19 protein-coding genes are annotated in these 14,031 nt (G+C 63.9%); 6 read left to right on the top strand and 13 right to left on the bottom strand.

The window, feature by feature from the left end:
- Positions 1–822: chaperonin GroEL (gene groEL / locus YU3_RS0131215; RefSeq protein ID WP_027169880.1), on the top strand; the 822-nt coding region annotated here is incomplete at its 5' end.
- Between the two features lie 186 nt (positions 823–1,008).
- Here the strand turns inward: groEL and YU3_RS38845 are convergent.
- Positions 1,009–1,974 (bottom strand): alcohol dehydrogenase catalytic domain-containing protein, encoded by a 966-nt coding sequence (locus YU3_RS38845; RefSeq protein WP_051334161.1) that lies wholly within the window; start codon positions 1,972–1,974, stop codon positions 1,009–1,011.
- Positions 1,975–2,074: 100 nt separating this feature from the next.
- On the opposite strand from YU3_RS38845, the gene YU3_RS37895 reads away from it, so the two are divergent.
- Positions 2,075–2,980, top strand: a complete 906-nt coding sequence (locus YU3_RS37895) for a LysR substrate-binding domain-containing protein (protein WP_198021752.1) — start codon at positions 2,075–2,077, stop codon at positions 2,978–2,980.
- 151 nt (positions 2,981–3,131) lie between these two features.
- On the opposite strand, the gene YU3_RS0131230 is transcribed toward YU3_RS37895, so the two are convergent.
- Positions 3,132–3,737: a TetR/AcrR family transcriptional regulator gene (locus YU3_RS0131230; RefSeq protein ID WP_027169881.1), complete on the bottom strand. Its 606-nt coding sequence runs from the start codon at positions 3,735–3,737 to the stop codon at positions 3,132–3,134.
- 98 nt (positions 3,738–3,835) lie between these two features.
- Here YU3_RS0131230 and YU3_RS0131235 point away from each other — a divergent pair, with 98 nt between their 5' ends.
- The 3 genes from YU3_RS0131235 to YU3_RS0131245 are packed head-to-tail and all read left to right on the top strand — an operon-like array spanning position 3,836 to position 5,729.
- On the top strand, positions 3,836–4,849 hold the full coding sequence (locus tag YU3_RS0131235) for an NAD(P)-dependent alcohol dehydrogenase (protein ID WP_027169882.1): 1,014 nt from the start codon (positions 3,836–3,838) through the stop codon (positions 4,847–4,849).
- Positions 4,850–4,888: 39 nt separating this feature from the next.
- On the top strand, positions 4,889–5,323 hold the full coding sequence (locus YU3_RS0131240) for an OsmC family protein (RefSeq protein WP_027169883.1): 435 nt from the start codon (positions 4,889–4,891) through the stop codon (positions 5,321–5,323).
- A 19-nt stretch (positions 5,324–5,342) separates the two neighbouring features.
- Complete coding sequence (locus tag YU3_RS0131245; RefSeq protein WP_027169884.1) at positions 5,343–5,729, top strand: nuclear transport factor 2 family protein; 387 nt, start codon at positions 5,343–5,345, stop codon at positions 5,727–5,729.
- Positions 5,730–5,808: 79 nt separating this feature from the next.
- Here YU3_RS0131245 and YU3_RS0131250 read toward each other — a convergent pair whose 3' ends face one another.
- Positions 5,809–6,324, bottom strand: a complete 516-nt coding sequence (locus YU3_RS0131250) for an OsmC family protein (protein WP_027169885.1) — start codon at positions 6,322–6,324, stop codon at positions 5,809–5,811.
- Positions 6,325–6,381: 57 nt separating this feature from the next.
- Positions 6,382–6,807, bottom strand: a complete 426-nt coding sequence (locus YU3_RS0131255) for a GFA family protein (RefSeq protein ID WP_027169886.1) — start codon at positions 6,805–6,807, stop codon at positions 6,382–6,384.
- Between the two features lie 32 nt (positions 6,808–6,839).
- Here YU3_RS0131255 and YU3_RS0131260 point away from each other — a divergent pair, with 32 nt between their 5' ends.
- Positions 6,840–8,015: an AraC family transcriptional regulator gene (locus YU3_RS0131260; protein WP_156913661.1), complete on the top strand. Its 1,176-nt coding sequence runs from the start codon at positions 6,840–6,842 to the stop codon at positions 8,013–8,015.
- A gap of 74 nt (positions 8,016–8,089) precedes the next feature.
- Here the strand turns inward: YU3_RS0131260 and YU3_RS0131265 are convergent, their stop codons facing one another.
- The 9 genes from YU3_RS0131265 to YU3_RS0131310 form a co-directional block, all read right to left on the bottom strand.
- Positions 8,090–8,701 carry a LysE family translocator gene (locus tag YU3_RS0131265; RefSeq protein ID WP_027169888.1) on the bottom strand — a complete coding sequence of 204 codons (612 nt, stop codon included), beginning with the start codon at positions 8,699–8,701 and terminating at the stop codon, positions 8,090–8,092.
- A gap of 71 nt (positions 8,702–8,772) precedes the next feature.
- Positions 8,773–9,090 (bottom strand): YkgJ family cysteine cluster protein, encoded by a 318-nt coding sequence (locus tag YU3_RS0131270; RefSeq protein ID WP_051334167.1) that lies wholly within the window; start codon positions 9,088–9,090, stop codon positions 8,773–8,775.
- Between the two features lie 71 nt (positions 9,091–9,161).
- The gene (locus tag YU3_RS41420; RefSeq protein ID WP_198021753.1) at positions 9,162–9,320 is read right to left on the bottom strand and encodes a hypothetical protein; all 159 of its coding nucleotides are present in this window, start codon (positions 9,318–9,320) and stop codon (positions 9,162–9,164) included.
- Between the two features lies 1 nt (position 9,321).
- The gene (locus YU3_RS0131280; RefSeq protein WP_027169890.1) at positions 9,322–9,729 is read right to left on the bottom strand and encodes a hypothetical protein; all 408 of its coding nucleotides are present in this window, start codon (positions 9,727–9,729) and stop codon (positions 9,322–9,324) included.
- Positions 9,729–9,956 carry a hypothetical protein gene (locus YU3_RS0131285; RefSeq protein ID WP_027169891.1) on the bottom strand — a complete coding sequence of 76 codons (228 nt, stop codon included), beginning with the start codon at positions 9,954–9,956 and terminating at the stop codon, positions 9,729–9,731. Before YU3_RS0131285 ends, YU3_RS0131280 begins: the two co-directional genes overlap by 1 nt.
- Before the next feature lie 176 nt (positions 9,957–10,132).
- Positions 10,133–10,342: a cold-shock protein gene (locus tag YU3_RS0131290; RefSeq protein ID WP_027169892.1), complete on the bottom strand. Its 210-nt coding sequence runs from the start codon at positions 10,340–10,342 to the stop codon at positions 10,133–10,135.
- Between the two features lie 662 nt (positions 10,343–11,004).
- Positions 11,005–11,760 (bottom strand): SDR family NAD(P)-dependent oxidoreductase, encoded by a 756-nt coding sequence (locus YU3_RS0131300; protein ID WP_027169893.1) that lies wholly within the window; start codon positions 11,758–11,760, stop codon positions 11,005–11,007.
- 112 nt (positions 11,761–11,872) lie between these two features.
- The gene (locus YU3_RS0131305; protein WP_027169894.1) at positions 11,873–12,547 is read right to left on the bottom strand and encodes a glutathione S-transferase family protein; all 675 of its coding nucleotides are present in this window, start codon (positions 12,545–12,547) and stop codon (positions 11,873–11,875) included.
- 20 nt (positions 12,548–12,567) lie between these two features.
- Positions 12,568–13,971, bottom strand: coding sequence for a patatin-like phospholipase family protein (locus tag YU3_RS0131310; RefSeq protein ID WP_051334168.1), 1,404 nt, complete (start codon positions 13,969–13,971; stop codon positions 12,568–12,570).
- Between the last annotated feature and the right edge of the window lie 60 nt (positions 13,972–14,031).

Consider the following 14,031-nt stretch of genomic DNA (forward strand, 5'->3'; position numbering starts at 1 on the left):
CCGGGCTTCGGTGATCGCCGCAAGGCCATGCTGGAAGACATCGCCATCCTCACCGGTGGCCAGGTCATCTCGGAAGACCTCGGCATCAAGCTCGAGAATGTCGGCCTCAACATGCTCGGCCGTGCCAAGAAGGTGTCGATCTCCAAGGAGAACACCACCATCGTCGACGGCGCCGGCAAGAAGGCCGAGATCCAGGGCCGCGTCGCCCAGATCAAGCAGCAGATCGAGGAAACCACCTCGGACTACGACAAGGAGAAGCTGCAGGAACGTCTGGCGAAGCTCGCCGGCGGCGTTGCCGTGATCCGCGTCGGCGGTGCGACCGAAGTGGAAGTCAAGGAAAAGAAGGACCGCGTTGACGACGCTCTGAACGCGACCCGCGCGGCCGTCGAAGAAGGCATCGTCGCAGGCGGCGGCGTCGCCCTGCTGCGCGCTTCGGCCAACATCAAGGTCACCGGCGTCAATGCCGACCAGGCTGCCGGCATCAACATCGTTCGCCGCGCGCTGCAGGCTCCGGCCCGCCAGATCGCTTCGAACGCAGGTGCAGAAGCTTCGATCGTTGCCGGCAAGATCCTCGAGAACAAGGGCGCGACCTTCGGCTACAACGCCCAGACCGGCGAGTATGGCGACATGATCGCCATGGGTATCGTCGATCCGGTCAAGGTCGTGCGCACGGCCCTCCAGGACGCGGCCTCGGTCGCCGGCCTGCTGGTCACCACCGAAGCCATGATCGCGGAGGCTCCGAAGAAGGAGTCGGCTGGCGGCGGCATGCCTGGCGGCATGGGCGGCGGCGGCATGGGCGGCATGGGCGGCATGGATTTCTAAGAAGTCCAACCCATCGCGAATGAGGAGGGCGGCAGCGATGCCGCCCTTTTTTGTTTGGCGAGCGGCAGTCAGCCTCTAAAGGGGGGCAAGGCCTTCTGCACCGCTGCGGTCCTTACCAATAGCCGCGGCACACTGGACGGCTAGGCGCCAACAGGCGAGTGCTGGCTCTCCGGTTTAGTCGCAGTATCAGATGAGCACGACCTTGCCTTTGCCGGTGCTCGCTCGCGCGTGCGCCAACGCCGTGGCGAAGTCCTCGAGGCCATATCGGGCAACAACAGGCAGCTTTTCCGGGTGCCGGGAAAGGAGGGACCAACAGTCCTTCGCGGCTGCCGCCAGCGTTTCCGGACTCGCCTTATTTTGCCAGACGCTTAGGGCGAAGCCCTGCCAGCGCAATGCCTTGTAAAGCAGGGTCGACGCCTTGATTTCCAACGGTCGATCGTCGAGAACGCCGTAGGAAAACAGGGCCGCGCCTGGGGCTGCGCGCGCGATAAGGGCCAGCGTGTCGGGTCCACCTACTGGATCGAAGATCAGGTTATAGGGTGTGGCCTCCGCAAGCGCATCGGCGACGCTGCCGCCGGTGCCTAGTGCCCGGTTTTCCGAGTCGCGCAGCTCATAGCCCCCCTCGTCCCGATAGAGTCGTTCGACGATCGCCCCTCGTGCTCGGGCCAGCTGGTCGATCACTGCGGCGACGACGGACCGCGCTGCGGTCAGCAGGACCCGCTCTCCAGGCTCGAGCATGGCCAGATCCACCAGACCCCACGCGGTCAGCGGATTGAGCGGGAACTGGCATACGACCTCGTCGGACAGCCGGTCGCTAGCTTCAGTCGGCACCGGATAGACCCGTTCAACCGGCACGGACGCAAACTCGGCCCAGGCCCCCGGGGCTCGGAATGCAACGTGCCGCCCTACCTCCGATCCAGACACGTCCGCACCGACTGCTTCGACAATTCCGGCCGCATCGAAGCCGGCGACCTGCGGATAAGATGGCTTTGTCGAATATTCGCCGGCGACGAACAGCCAGTCGGCCGGCTGGATAACGCGGGCCGTGACGCGCACCACAACCTGTCGTGGACCGCATGTGGGAAAAGGCACTTCCCGGTACTTGAGCACATCTTCAGCCGCTCCGGGCTTGTCAAACACCACCGCCTTCATCGAACGCCTCATCTGAGATCGGTTGTTGGTGGAAGATCGCACCTGCGACTGATACAATCAAAGACTGATTTTGGATTGGATGATACTCGGTGGGTATGAGATGGAACTTCGCCACCTGCGCTATTTCCTAGCGGTCGCCGAGTTTGGCCACGTCACCCGCGCGGCGCAACAGCTGCACATTTCTCAGCCACCTCTAAGTCGTGCGATACGCGAACTGGAGGCGGAGCTTGGAGTCCAACTGTTCGTGCGTGAACGACAGCGGATCGCCCTGACACCGGTTGGCGTGACCATGGCAGGGGAGGCAAGAGCCGTTGTCGCTAAGGCGGATGGTTTCATGCGCTATGCACGTGCGCTCTCGACCGGTGAAAGCGGGCACATCCGCGTGGGTTACGTTGATGGTGCGATGCAGGCTGGGGTACTCAGTGCCCATCTACGAAATCTTCGGACCCATTGTCCCGGACTTGTCGTCGATCTCGTCGCTGCCGGCACAGAAACACAGCTCAAGGCGCTTGCGAATAACCAGCTTGACATCGCGATCGTCTACACACCCCGCCAGCGCCCTGAGGGCATCGTCAGTTTAAAGCTCCGGTCGGATAACATGCGGCTTGTTCTATCTAGCGAGGACCTCCTGGCTTCACGCCCGACGATTGCGCCGAAGGATCTCGAGGCAAGTCCCTGGGTTGCGCTTCCCAGAGAGGGCAATGCGGATTGGCGCAATCGCTTCCTGCAGCAATGCGCCAGGGCCGGATTCCAGCCGGACATTCGCTATGAAGTTGCGCAACTCTCAGCGCTGCTCGGACTTGTGGAGGCAGGCGTCGGGCGGGGGTTCGCGCCGGCCAGTGTTTCTCGGGTTGAAAATCCGGGCGTGGTCCTGCGGTCACTGCCGTGGTGGAGGCATACGGTCGACTACTGGCTGGCGTGGCGACAGCACAACGCGACCCCGTCGGTTCGCCAATTCCTCGAGGCCAACGGGTTGACGAAAAACACGAAGTTGCCGTCGCGGTGAATTGAAGCTTGTACGTCCTTGCCGAGGATCGCCGCAGTCCCATGGCCTCGAACGAGTTGGCTTGGCAAGCCAAACCGATAATGGACAGACGCACGCACAAGCTCTTTCGAGCCCTTGAATTATCGCCAGGAACCCGGGCCGGCCCTGCCTCTCAGGCTGTCACATGGCGCTCAGCCACCTTGCCGGCGAGCACCGCCTGCTCGATAAGCGCCGCCACCTCATCGGCCACGGCAGCGACCGGCGTGCGATCGCGGGTGGCGCGGGCGATCACCATCAGGCCTTCGAGCGAGGATTCCACCAGGAGCGCCAGCGCCTGTGCGCGCCGCTCGGGGACCCCGGCGCGCATGAATGCCTGCCGCAGCAGTCCGATCCACTGCTCGAAGGCCGACCGGCAGATTTCAACCAGGTCCGGAACATCGTTCGGCGCATCGAGCACCACCGGCGCAACCGGGCAGCCGAGCGAGAATTCGTTCTCCTCCAGCATGCGTGCGACCGACTGGTAGATGTGGTGTACGGCAACAGCGGGATCGCTCTCCGCCGCCAGGGCCGCGCCGAGCCGCTCGGTCACATCGGCGACGCTGGCGCGCGTCACCTCGACGACCAACTGGTCCTTCCCGCCCGGGAAATGGAAATAGAGCGAGCCGCGCGGCGCGCCGCTGGCGCTCAGGATGTCGCTCAGCGACGTGCCGTGATAGCCGCGCCGCCGGATAAGCAGCGCCGTTGCCTCGATCATGCGGGTGCGTGTGTCTGTCGCCATGTCAGCCTCTGTCAGGAACGCGCATTATAGGGCTTGCCCCAAATATGACAATCGGTCTACATAATATGTAAATCGGTCTACATATTTTGGAGGCGACAATGCTGCGCTACAGGCTGGACGAACAAGGCAACGGCATCGGCGCTCTGGCGATGCGGGAAGAAACGATGCCGCAACCCGGCCCGCATCAGATCCTGGTGCGGGTGCGAGCCACCTCGCTCAACCGCCGCGACACGATGATCCTCGACGGCACCTATCCGCTGACGCCGCGCGCCGGCATCGTGCCGCTGAGCGACGGCGCCGGCGAAGTGGCGGCGATCGGCGAAGGCGTCACGCGCTTTGCCGTCGGCGACCGCGTCACTGGCAGTTATTTTGCGCGCTGGATCGACGGCCGCATGCATGCGGGCATCGTCGACCAATTGGGCTGCACGCTGGACGGCATGCTCGGCGAATACGCTCTGCTCGACGAGCAATGGGCCGTGCGGCTGCCCGACCATCTCTCCTGGCAGGAAGCCGCGACTTTCACCTGCGCCGGGCTGACCGCCTGGAGCGCGCTGACAGGCGCCGAGATTCCAAAGCCGGGGCAATGGGTTCTCGTGATCGGTTCAGGCGGTGTCGCGCTTTTCGCCTTGCAGTTCGCGAAGCTCATGGGCTGCCGCGTAGCGGCCGTCACCTCGCGTGCCGAGAAGGCTGACCGCTTGCGGGCGCTCGGCGCCGACCTCGTGATCGCCGCCACCGAGACGCCGGAATGGGGCATGACGGTGCGCGAAGCAACCGGCGGGATCGACCTGGTCGTCGAAACCGGCGGCCCGGCGACCTTCGCGCAGTCGCTGATCGCCAGCGCGCTTTACGGGCGCATCGTGCTTTTGACCGTGCAGGACAAGAACGGCGGGTCGGTGGAGATCCCAGGGGCCGTCTATCAGCGCAGCCTCGTCACCATCGGCCGCCTCTTTGTCGGCAGCCGCAACGGGCTTGAGGCAATGCTTGCCGCTGTTGCCACGCATCGGCTGAGGCCGGTCATCGACAAGGTCTTTCCGTTCGCCGGGGCGCGTGAGGCGTACCGGTATTTCCAAGAGGGCGACGTCTTCGGGAAGGTCGTCATCGAGGGCGTGTGACCACCCGCATTTCTCGAGAAACCAGAAAGGAGATCAACCATGACAATTCGCGAAGCTTCGGCCCAATGGCAGGGCACGCTTAAGGAAGGATCCGGCCGGCTGCGGCTGGGCAGCGGCGTGTTCGAGGGCGCCTACTCGTTCCCCTCTCGTTTCGAGAACGGTCCCGGCACCAATCCGGAAGAACTGATCGCGGCCGCGCATGCCGGCTGCTTCTCGATGGCGCTCACCGCCATACTCGGCGGCGAAGGCCACACGGCCAACAGCATCCATACGATCGCGAAAGTGCATCTCGGCGCCACCACAGCCGGACCGACGATCACCCGCATCGAGCTCGAAACGGAGGTCAGCGCCGCCGGCATTTCGGCCGAGGATTTCGAGCGGCTGGCGCAGAAAGCCAAGGCGGCCTGCCTCGTGTCGAGGGCGCTGGCCGGCGTCGCAACCATCACGCTCAAGGCGAACCTTGCGGATCAATGAAACGGAAGGAGGAAATCCGATGACCCTGGAACGCATCATAGACATCGCCACGGCAAAACGCTCCGCCGAAACCGCCGAGATCATGCGGCGTTACAACGATGTCTTTCAGCGCCATGACCCCTCCGCCCTGGACGATCTGGTCGCCGAAGGCTGCGTGATCGAGAACACCACGCCGGCCCCGGACGGCGCCCGCCGCACCGGCAAGGCCGCCTGCGTCGAGCTATGGTCGGGAATCGCCACGGCACCCGGCACGCGCTTCGACATCGAAGAAACCTTCGTCGCCGGCGACCGCGCGACGATCCGCTGGCGCTTCTGGATGTCCGACGGCAATTCGCTGCGCGGCGTCAACCTGATGCGCGTCTCAGACGGCAAGATCGTCGAGGCGATGGGCTACGTCAAAGGATAGGGCCTGGCACGAAAAAGCCGCGCTCAGGCCCAGCCCGGAATCCTATCCGCCAGGGTATGGGGTTCCGGGCAAATCGCGATTAAGAGACCACCCTGTTGAGTTTCACGAAGGTCTTGGGACTGCGCTGGATCGTCTGGAAGATCACGCAGTAGCGGTCTGTGAGCTCGAGCAGTTGGGTCAGCCGGCTCTGTTCCACATCCGTCTCGATGTCGAAGCGCAGGCGGATTTCCTTGAAGCCGACCGGCACGCCTTCGGTGACGCCAAGCGTGCCGCGAAGATCGACGTCGCCCTCGGCGGAGATTTCCGCCGACTTGATCGGAATCTCAAGCACGGCCGCGGCCGCCCGCATCGAAACGCCGGCGCAGGCGATCAGCGCCTCCAGCAGCATGTCGCCGGAACAAAGCTCCTGCCCGCTGCCGCCAGCCTTGGGATGGATGCCCGCCAGGGCAAGGCCGCGTCCGGTTTCGACCTTGCAGCTCACATGTGAGTCGTCGGCGCTGCCCTTGGCCTTCAAGGTAAGAAGCGCGGCCCGCGCGTCCTTGCGACAAATATCCTTGATCGGCTCCTGCGCGGCGCGAAATGTCGCGATATCCATTGCTGTTCTCCTGTCAAAAATTGCGGTTGCTTCAAATCGTGTGCCATCGGTCCGGCCTTACTCCGGCACGCTGACGCCGGAGCCACCGAGCTCGGCGGGAAAATCCTTCAGCTTCGGCAGCCCGTCTCTCATCGGCAGGACCGTCTCGGCGTAGTTGACGTGGACCCCAGGCGTGAATTCCACAGTCGGTATCGTCGCCGCGTAGACGTCGACCAGTCCGAGCGGCGGATGATCCGTCATCAGATGCCCGCCGCATTTGGTGCAGAACTGGCGATCGCTCATCGCGGATTTCTTGAAGCCGGAGAGAAACTCCGCGCCTTTGGTGACCTTGACGTTCCCAGGCTTCCACAGCGTGAAGGCGTTCACCGGAGACGCCGACCACGAACGGCAGGAACTGCAATGGCAGTAACCCATTGCCTCGGCTGTTCCATGGACTTCGATTTCCACGGCGCCGCAAAAACACCCGCCCTTATGTACCGTCATGACTCTCATCCTTATCCACGTTCGGTTCGACTGTGCTCGGCACCGGTCTGAGATGGCACCGCACAGTGCCGGCGGGGTTTAAAGCTTCCGGCGACGAACGGAATGACGGGGCGTCCGCCTTACTTGACACCGCGTCCGGAACTCGAAAGGGATGTCGCGCCGGATTGCCGCGCGACTTGCGGGAAATGGGTGGGATGGCCGGAGACGCTCTGTCTGATCTTTTGAAAACGGTGCGCCTCACCGGCGCGACGTTTTTCGACATCGAAGGCCACGACCCGTGGGCCGTCCGCTCGCCCGCGCCATCCTCGATATTGCCCCGGGTACTTCCCGGCGCGGATCACCTGATTTCCTACCATGTGGTAACGGCCGGCCGCTGCTTCGCCCGGATTGTTGGCGACGAGGCGATCCCGATGGAAGCTGGCGAAGTCGTGGTCTTCACCAGAAGCGATCCGCACATCATGTCGAGCCATCCGGACCTGCGCGCCGACCCGCCCACGGCCGACGTGCTCGACATTGCGACCGCCGGTCGAATGCCGTTCTACATCAACTGCGCAGGCGGCGGCTCGCGCTCGGTCAGGCTGGTCTGCGGCTATCTCGCCTGCAATGCCCTGCCCTTCAATCCGCTGCTCGAAGCGCTGCCGCCCGTCATCAAGGCCGGAGACGTGAAGGGCGATGGCGGCTGGCTTGGCCAGTTCATCAAGTTGGCGGTCTCAGAAGTGGCCGAGAAGCGGGCCGGCAGCGAGACGGTGCTCACCAAGCTCAGCGAACTGATGTTCGTGGATGTGCTGCGCCGCTACGTGGAATCGCTGCCGCCGCAACAGACCGGCTGGCTGGCGGGCCTGCGCGATCCGCATCTGAGCAAGGCGCTGGCGCTGATCCACGACCGGCCCGCGCATAACTGGACGGTGGAGACGCTGGCGAAGGAGTCCGCGTTGTCGCGGACCGTTCTGGCTGAGCGCTTCACCAAGATCGTTGGAATGCCGCCGATGCACTATCTCGCCAAATGGCGTATGCAGATTGCCTCGGAACTGCTCAGCGCCGGCAACAGCAACATCGCCAATATCGCGGCGGAAATAGGCTACGAATCCGAAGCGGCGTTCAGCCGCGCCTTCAAGAATATGATCGGCGTCCCGCCTTCGGCCTGGCGGTTGGGCGTCCGGGTCGCGTCCGGCTCCGAAAGCGACGAGACTTCCGAAACCGGGGGCTGACCGGCTGTTAAAGCGCGTCGCGCTGATGCATGTCGTTGTCCCAGAACCGCAGCCCACTTTCTGGGCGACATGCATTAGCGATCCGCCAGCGCCAGCTTGGCGCCGAGCATGACGAAGGCGCCGGCGAAGGTTCGGCGCATCCAGGTCAGCACTTTCGGCCGCGACACGATATGGCTGCGCACCGAGGCCGCGAACACGCCATAGACCGCGAAGACGACGAAGGTCATCAGCATGAAGACGCCGGAGAGCTCCAGCATCTTGGGCAGCGCATGCGGCTCGTTGGTGCTGACGAATTGCGGCAGGAAGGCAAAGAAGAAGATCGACAGTTTCGGGTTCAGGATGTTGATCAGAACGCCCGAGGTGATGGTCCTTGCGGTCGAGCGCGGCACGGCGTTCTCGTCAATATTCAGGCCGCCCTTCTTCTTCAGCGTGTTCCAGGCCATGTAGAGCAGATAGGCGACACCGAGATATTTTAGCGTCTCGAAGGCGACGGCACTTGTGTGCAGCACCGCGGCAAGGCCGGTGATGGCGGCCGCCATATGCGGAATGATGCCCAGCGTGCAGGCGAATGCGGCGACGATTGCGGCGCGCGCGCCGCGCGAGAGGCCGGCGCTCAGCGTATAGAGGACGCCGGTGCCAGGCGAAGCCACGATAATCAGCGACGTCAACAGGAATTCGATGCTCATGGGTTTCCTCCGCGGCCCCGCCCGCGCGGAACGTACAGAGCTGTCGGCGGTCGCACAAGCCGCGGCGGAAGCTACACCGGTAGCCCGTGCGCCTTGCGCGCCATCAGGCAGTCGTCGCCGCCAGGCATGCAGGCGCGACAGACGTCGGGACGAAGCTCATAGATGCCGCAGGCCGTGTGCTTGCCCACCTCGCCGGAAAGTGCGGAACAGCGCACACCTTCGCAGCGCATGCCTGACAGATCGGCGGCGACATGTTTGTGCGGAATGAGGTCGAGCTGCTCGTCGTTCTCTGTCGAAAAGCGTGGCCAGTCAGCCGAATAGGAACAGCAAGCGCCACAGCTCTGGCAGTCGAAGACTGCGACCGCGCCGGCATCCTCATCGGCGGACACAAAGGCCTGGCCGGTCGGGCCGAGCAGCCCGGGCTGAATGGCTGTACGACCGGCGTCCTGCGGCAAGGGCGCTACTTCTTCTTGGTCTTGCGCGCCGGCGCTTCGGCCGGCGACTTGAACAGATCGGTCGCAGCCTCGACAGGCGCATCCGGTTTTGGTGCCGGCTTGGCCGGCTTGGTCGTGGCAGCCGGTGCCGCCGGCTGGTCCTTGGCGGAGAATTTAATGGCCATGTCAGTCCTCGTCGGAAAACCGCGACGACGGCGCGCGCGGATTGCGCAGGCGGCCGATGAGCGCCGAAACCGCCGTTATGTTCATCTCCTCGGGCGACCAGTTCCTCGCCGCCTCGATGTGGTGCGGCGCCAGCTCGCGATGCGTGCTGCCGCTATAGGCGGCGTCCTGATACGTCACCCGCTCGCGCGTTTTGGCGTCTTCGCGCACATATTCGATCAGATAGTTCGGGGCCTCGGCGCGGCCGCGCACGCCGACCCGCACCTGGGCACCCCCATGGACGCGCTTGCAGCGTTCCAGTTTTTCCAGCACGCGCCGGACATATTCGACGGGCTTGTCCAAAACCTCGACCATATCGGCGATGGTCGCATCGGCGGCGATCGGCGTTTGCGGCACCCGCTTGGTGGCCATCAGCGTTTGCCCGCGCGCTTCGGCAAGGCGGCAAGGGCGGCGGCTGCCACCCTGTCCTCGGCTTCCTTTTCCAGGCGCAGCTCACGCAGCCGCGCGGTCTTGGCCTCGCGGGCCTGGCTGGCTGCATCCTGTTCGGAGATGATGCGGTTGAGCGACATCGACTGGGTCCGGGTCCTGCTGAAAAGCGATTCAGCCTGGTCGCCCTGTGTCTTCGAAGTGTGGGACAAAATCTTCTCCTGTCCGGAGCATTCGGTTTGCTGTCGAGAGGTGCTTAGCACATCCCGGTCGTCCTGCGGCGCACAATTCGCTGCCCGGAAACGAAAAGGCCAGGCAATTGCCTGACCTTCCTGTCGCCATCCACCGGTGCCAGTACATCCGTGGTCACCGGGAAGGCTGAATTCCGTCAGGCCGCCGTCAACTGGTCGGCGGACATCTTGCCCGACTTCTTGTCGCGGACCATCTCGTAGCCAAGCTTCTGGCCTTCGACGATGTCGCGCATTCCGGCGCGCTCGACGGCAGAAATATGGACGAAAACGTCGGCCGAGCCATCATCAGGCTGAATAAAACCAAAGCCCTTGGTGGCGTTGAACCATTTTACTGTGCCAGTGCTCATAATGAACCTTTCCATGGCAAATATGCATTCGCCATCATGCGACCGCACGACAGCGTTTTGTCTCGATTTTTGATGGAGGAATTTCGTCAAAAGCGCGTTGCGCGCGGATAACAAGAGCCGGTCAAACAAATATCGACATGTTTCTTGTAGATTTCTTTTGATCGCCTGTCAAATTTCTCGTTTGGTGGTCGCTTGCCCGCAAGCGCCGAAAGGCCGCGGCCCGGAACGCTCGCTTGCCCATCAACATCCTTCGAGCTGGCAGTGGCAGATATCTGCGGCTCGTCCTACGACGCCAGGCCGTGGCCGGTTCCGGCACTTTCCTGCGGTCGCCGAACGGCTATCCTGGTGAACGGCAAAAAATAGCGAAAAAAGTTGGAACCATTTTCGGCGCTCTCGCATTTGGCGAGTGTCGGAAGCGATTCAATGACCATCGTTGAAAAGCTCCGACGAGCGCCCCCCGCGCGATAAAAAGTGCGAGGGGCGTCTGCTTGCCTGCGCCGGCGCGTCGGCTCACATCACAGCAGTCATCATCGGCAGGATCTCATAGCGGAAGCCCAACCCCGAGCGAACGGTCGGATCGCCGTCGGTGAGCGCCCTGGCGCCAGCCTCGTTGCGGCGCCCGTCAATTCTGCTCTAACGGCGCCCGAGGTGTTCTTGGTGGCTCAACGTTCCTGGTCGGTTGGACGGATAAGGATCTCGTTGACGTTGACGCGCGGAGGCTGGCTGACGGCATAGAAAATGGCGTTCGCGATGTCCTCCGCGGTCAGCGCCTCCATAGTGGCAAGACGGTGTTCCAGCCCGGCCTTGAATTCCGCGTTGGTGATGTGATCACCGAGCTCGGTGCGCACCAGGCCCGGCTCGATGACGGTGACGCGCACCTTGTCTGCATAGACCTCGCGTCGCAGCGACTCCGAGAAGGCGACGACGCCGAACTTGGTTGCCGCGTAGCCGCTGGCACCCGGGTTGGCGACGCGGCCGGCCACCGAAGAGACGTTGACGATATGACCCCTTGAAGCCTTCAGGTGCGGCAGGGCCGCCTTGGTGGTCGCCATCAGGCCGATCAGGTTGAGCTCGATCATTTGCCGCCAGTCGTCGAGACTGGCTTCGGCCGCGGGGGCAAGCAGCATGACGCCGGCATTGTTGACGAGGATATCGAGCCGCCCCCATTGCGATACGACCTTGTCGACCATCGCGACAACGTCGGCGGCCTTGGCGATGTCGGCTTCAATGGCAAGCGCGGTGCCGCCTGCCTTCTCGATGCGGCCGACCAGCGCTTCGAGGCGATCGGCGCGACGAGCGGCCACCGCCACCTTCACGCCGGCTGCGGCAAGCGCTGCGGCAGTTGCCTCGCCGATGCCGGACGAAGCGCCGGTGACGAGGGCGATCTTGCCTGTGAGTGGTGAATTTGCGGATGTCATAAGCAATCTCCAGATGCCCGCCCGCTGCTTCACATAGGCCGCGCGGCCAAAGCTTGAAGGCCCGCCATCAGAGCAGTTGACGCGATTTCGGAGTCCTACCTCCGGCCGAGCTTCAGTCCTGCTCGTGGGGCCCTGGTTCCGGCCAGGGCTCCTTGGCGGCTTCCGCATACCAGTGCCGCATCGCGGCAGTCGCCAACACCGCATCGACATAAGCGCGGGTGACGGGCGCCAGTTCACCGCCATAAGTGTCGAAGCGCGTGACCACCGGCGCGTACATGGCGTCGGCCGCGGTGAAATGACCGAACAGGAACGGGCCGCCCTCACCGTATTGCTCGCGGCACTGGCGCCAGATCGCTTCGATCCTCGCCCGCTGCGCCTCGCCCTCGGCATCGAGCGGCTTGTGGGATTTTGGTCGGCGCAGGTTCATCGGCCAGCCGTAACGGACCTCGCGGAAACCGGAATGCATCTCGGTCGCCACCGAGCGCGCCAGAGCGCGGGCGCCGAGATCTTGCGGCCAAAGTTTCTTTTCGGGAAAAAGGTCGGCCAGATATTCAAGGATGGCAAGAGTTTCCCAGACGATCCTGCCCCTTCCCTTCAGCGGCTGGTGATTCAACACCGGCACCAGGCCGGTCGGCGAAACCTTGGCAAGGTTGGCGGCGGTCTGGGGCGTGCGCAGCCGCACGAAGCCCTCCTCGAAAGGGATTTCCAGCTGCTTCATCGCCATCCATGGCCGCAGCGACCATGAGGAAAAGCACTTGTTGCCGATGTGAAGCGTGAATTCCGCCAAAGGAGTCTCCTCGAGGATTTTCAATCCGCCTGAGCCGTTGCGATCGTCGCGGACCTGACACCGGCGCGGGCCCGGATCGCGGCGATGGCCGCCTGTATGTCGGAATTGACCTCGAGCGCCTTGCGCCCGGCGCCAATCAGGAGGTCGACCTGCTCGACCGGCAGCCTCAGCCTGGTCGGGATGTCGTTGAGCTTCGCCTGCATCGCCAGGTCGACATCGGCGAAGGACAGGTGCTGGACCACAAGGCGGACATCACGGCAGTTCCAGCCGCCGGCCGAACCGCGATAGGCGGAGACGGTCGAGGCCGGCAGGCCGCAGCGAAAGCGCACCAGCTCGCCCTTCCATTGCGAGACGGCGAGCGTCAGCGCATCGAATTCGTCGCGCACCGAGGCGGCAAGCGTGGTGCTGGTCGCGGCGTCGAGGAGCTCGGCAGCCTTTGGCCCGTGCAGGGACTTCGCCCAGCTCACATCGCTGTCGCTCCCGGCGTCGGCGACGATGAAGATCAGTGTCGTCAGGCGGACCGCGGCCGACGGCGACAGCGGCCCGTAAGGCGTGCCCGCGGCGGAGCGCTCAAGCGTGAAGCCGGTGACGCCGATATTGTCGGTCAGGCCGCCGTCGAGCAGCTTCACGTAATCGAGCGGGTCGGCGTTCTGATAGGAATCGAGCGCGCTTGCATAGGCCTTGAGCCGCAGCGAGGCATTGCGGTCGTCAAGCGCCTCACTCAGCCATTGCGGCCTGCGGTAACCACAATGGGGACTGGTCGCCGAGACCACGATCGGCGCGAAGACGATCGGCACGGCGGCCGATGCCGCGACCGCGTCGGCAATCCGCACCTTGTCGAGGTCGCTGCACAGGGCGGCGAAGGTGTCGAAGGTGAAGAGGAACGGCGTGCGGTTGTAGATGTCGGAGGCGTTGATCCATACGATCGGCCCCTTCGGCCGATGCAAGGCCTTGAATGTCGCGCCGTCGAAGAGATGGTCGTTCAGCCATCTGGCGAAACCGCTGCGGTCGTTGACGCCGCCATAGTAGGCGCGGATGAAGTTGACCGGCGAGAGCGATGTCCTGAGGTCGGCCTCCGCGTTCTGGGTGAGGAAGCGTTCACGGAAATCCTGGTAGCCATCCCTGCCCTTGTAGCCGAAATAAGCGGCAGCGATGGCGCCGCCGGAGGCGCCGGAAATCATCCTGATGTCGTCGACCAGGGTTCGGCGTTTCGGCCGTTCGTCGATGACGACGTCGTCCAGCGCCCGCAACACGCCGTAGGAGAAAGCAGCCGCCCGCGTGCCGCCGCCGGAGAATGCCAAGCCTACGACGGTGGAGCCGTCATCGGCGGGATCAGGAATGTAGGTGGGCGACGGATGGCCGGCTTCCTTGGTCAGCACGTTGATCGGCCCGACGTCGTCGGCGACGCAGCCGGCGACGGCCATCAGCACTGCGACAAAGGCCACACGAAGACGCAAACCCGGTTCCCCCCGGCTGCGTTCGCC

Origin of the sequence: Mesorhizobium sp. WSM3224 (genome assembly GCF_000427725.1) — a bacterium.
Taxonomy (GTDB): domain Bacteria; phylum Pseudomonadota; class Alphaproteobacteria; order Rhizobiales; family Rhizobiaceae; genus Mesorhizobium.

What these genes read in the sequence shown, in the direction of transcription:
- YU3_RS38845 (WP_051334161.1), bottom strand. Translation starts at nt 1,974, where the DNA reads ATGAAGGCGGTGGTGTTTGACAAGCCCGGAGCGGCTGAAGATGTGCTC.
- YU3_RS37895 (WP_198021752.1), top strand. Translation starts at nt 2,075, where the DNA reads ATGGAACTTCGCCACCTGCGCTATTTCCTAGCGGTCGCCGAGTTTGGC.
- YU3_RS0131230 (WP_027169881.1), bottom strand. Translation starts at nt 3,737, where the DNA reads ATGGCGACAGACACACGCACCCGCATGATCGAGGCAACGGCGCTGCTT.
- YU3_RS0131235 (WP_027169882.1), top strand. Translation starts at nt 3,836, where the DNA reads ATGCTGCGCTACAGGCTGGACGAACAAGGCAACGGCATCGGCGCTCTG.
- YU3_RS0131240 (WP_027169883.1), top strand. Translation starts at nt 4,889, where the DNA reads ATGACAATTCGCGAAGCTTCGGCCCAATGGCAGGGCACGCTTAAGGAA.
- YU3_RS0131245 (WP_027169884.1), top strand. Translation starts at nt 5,343, where the DNA reads ATGACCCTGGAACGCATCATAGACATCGCCACGGCAAAACGCTCCGCC.
- YU3_RS0131250 (WP_027169885.1), bottom strand. Translation starts at nt 6,324, where the DNA reads ATGGATATCGCGACATTTCGCGCCGCGCAGGAGCCGATCAAGGATATT.
- YU3_RS0131255 (WP_027169886.1), bottom strand. Translation starts at nt 6,807, where the DNA reads ATGACGGTACATAAGGGCGGGTGTTTTTGCGGCGCCGTGGAAATCGAA.
- YU3_RS0131265 (WP_027169888.1), bottom strand. Translation starts at nt 8,701, where the DNA reads ATGAGCATCGAATTCCTGTTGACGTCGCTGATTATCGTGGCTTCGCCT.
- YU3_RS41420 (WP_198021753.1), bottom strand. Translation starts at nt 9,320, where the DNA reads ATGGCCATTAAATTCTCCGCCAAGGACCAGCCGGCGGCACCGGCTGCC.
- YU3_RS0131280 (WP_027169890.1), bottom strand. Translation starts at nt 9,729, where the DNA reads ATGGCCACCAAGCGGGTGCCGCAAACGCCGATCGCCGCCGATGCGACC.
- YU3_RS0131290 (WP_027169892.1), bottom strand. Translation starts at nt 10,342, where the DNA reads ATGAGCACTGGCACAGTAAAATGGTTCAACGCCACCAAGGGCTTTGGT.
- YU3_RS0131300 (WP_027169893.1), bottom strand. Translation starts at nt 11,760, where the DNA reads ATGACATCCGCAAATTCACCACTCACAGGCAAGATCGCCCTCGTCACC.
- YU3_RS0131310 (WP_051334168.1), bottom strand. Translation starts at nt 13,971, where the DNA reads ATGGCCGTCGCCGGCTGCGTCGCCGACGACGTCGGGCCGATCAACGTG.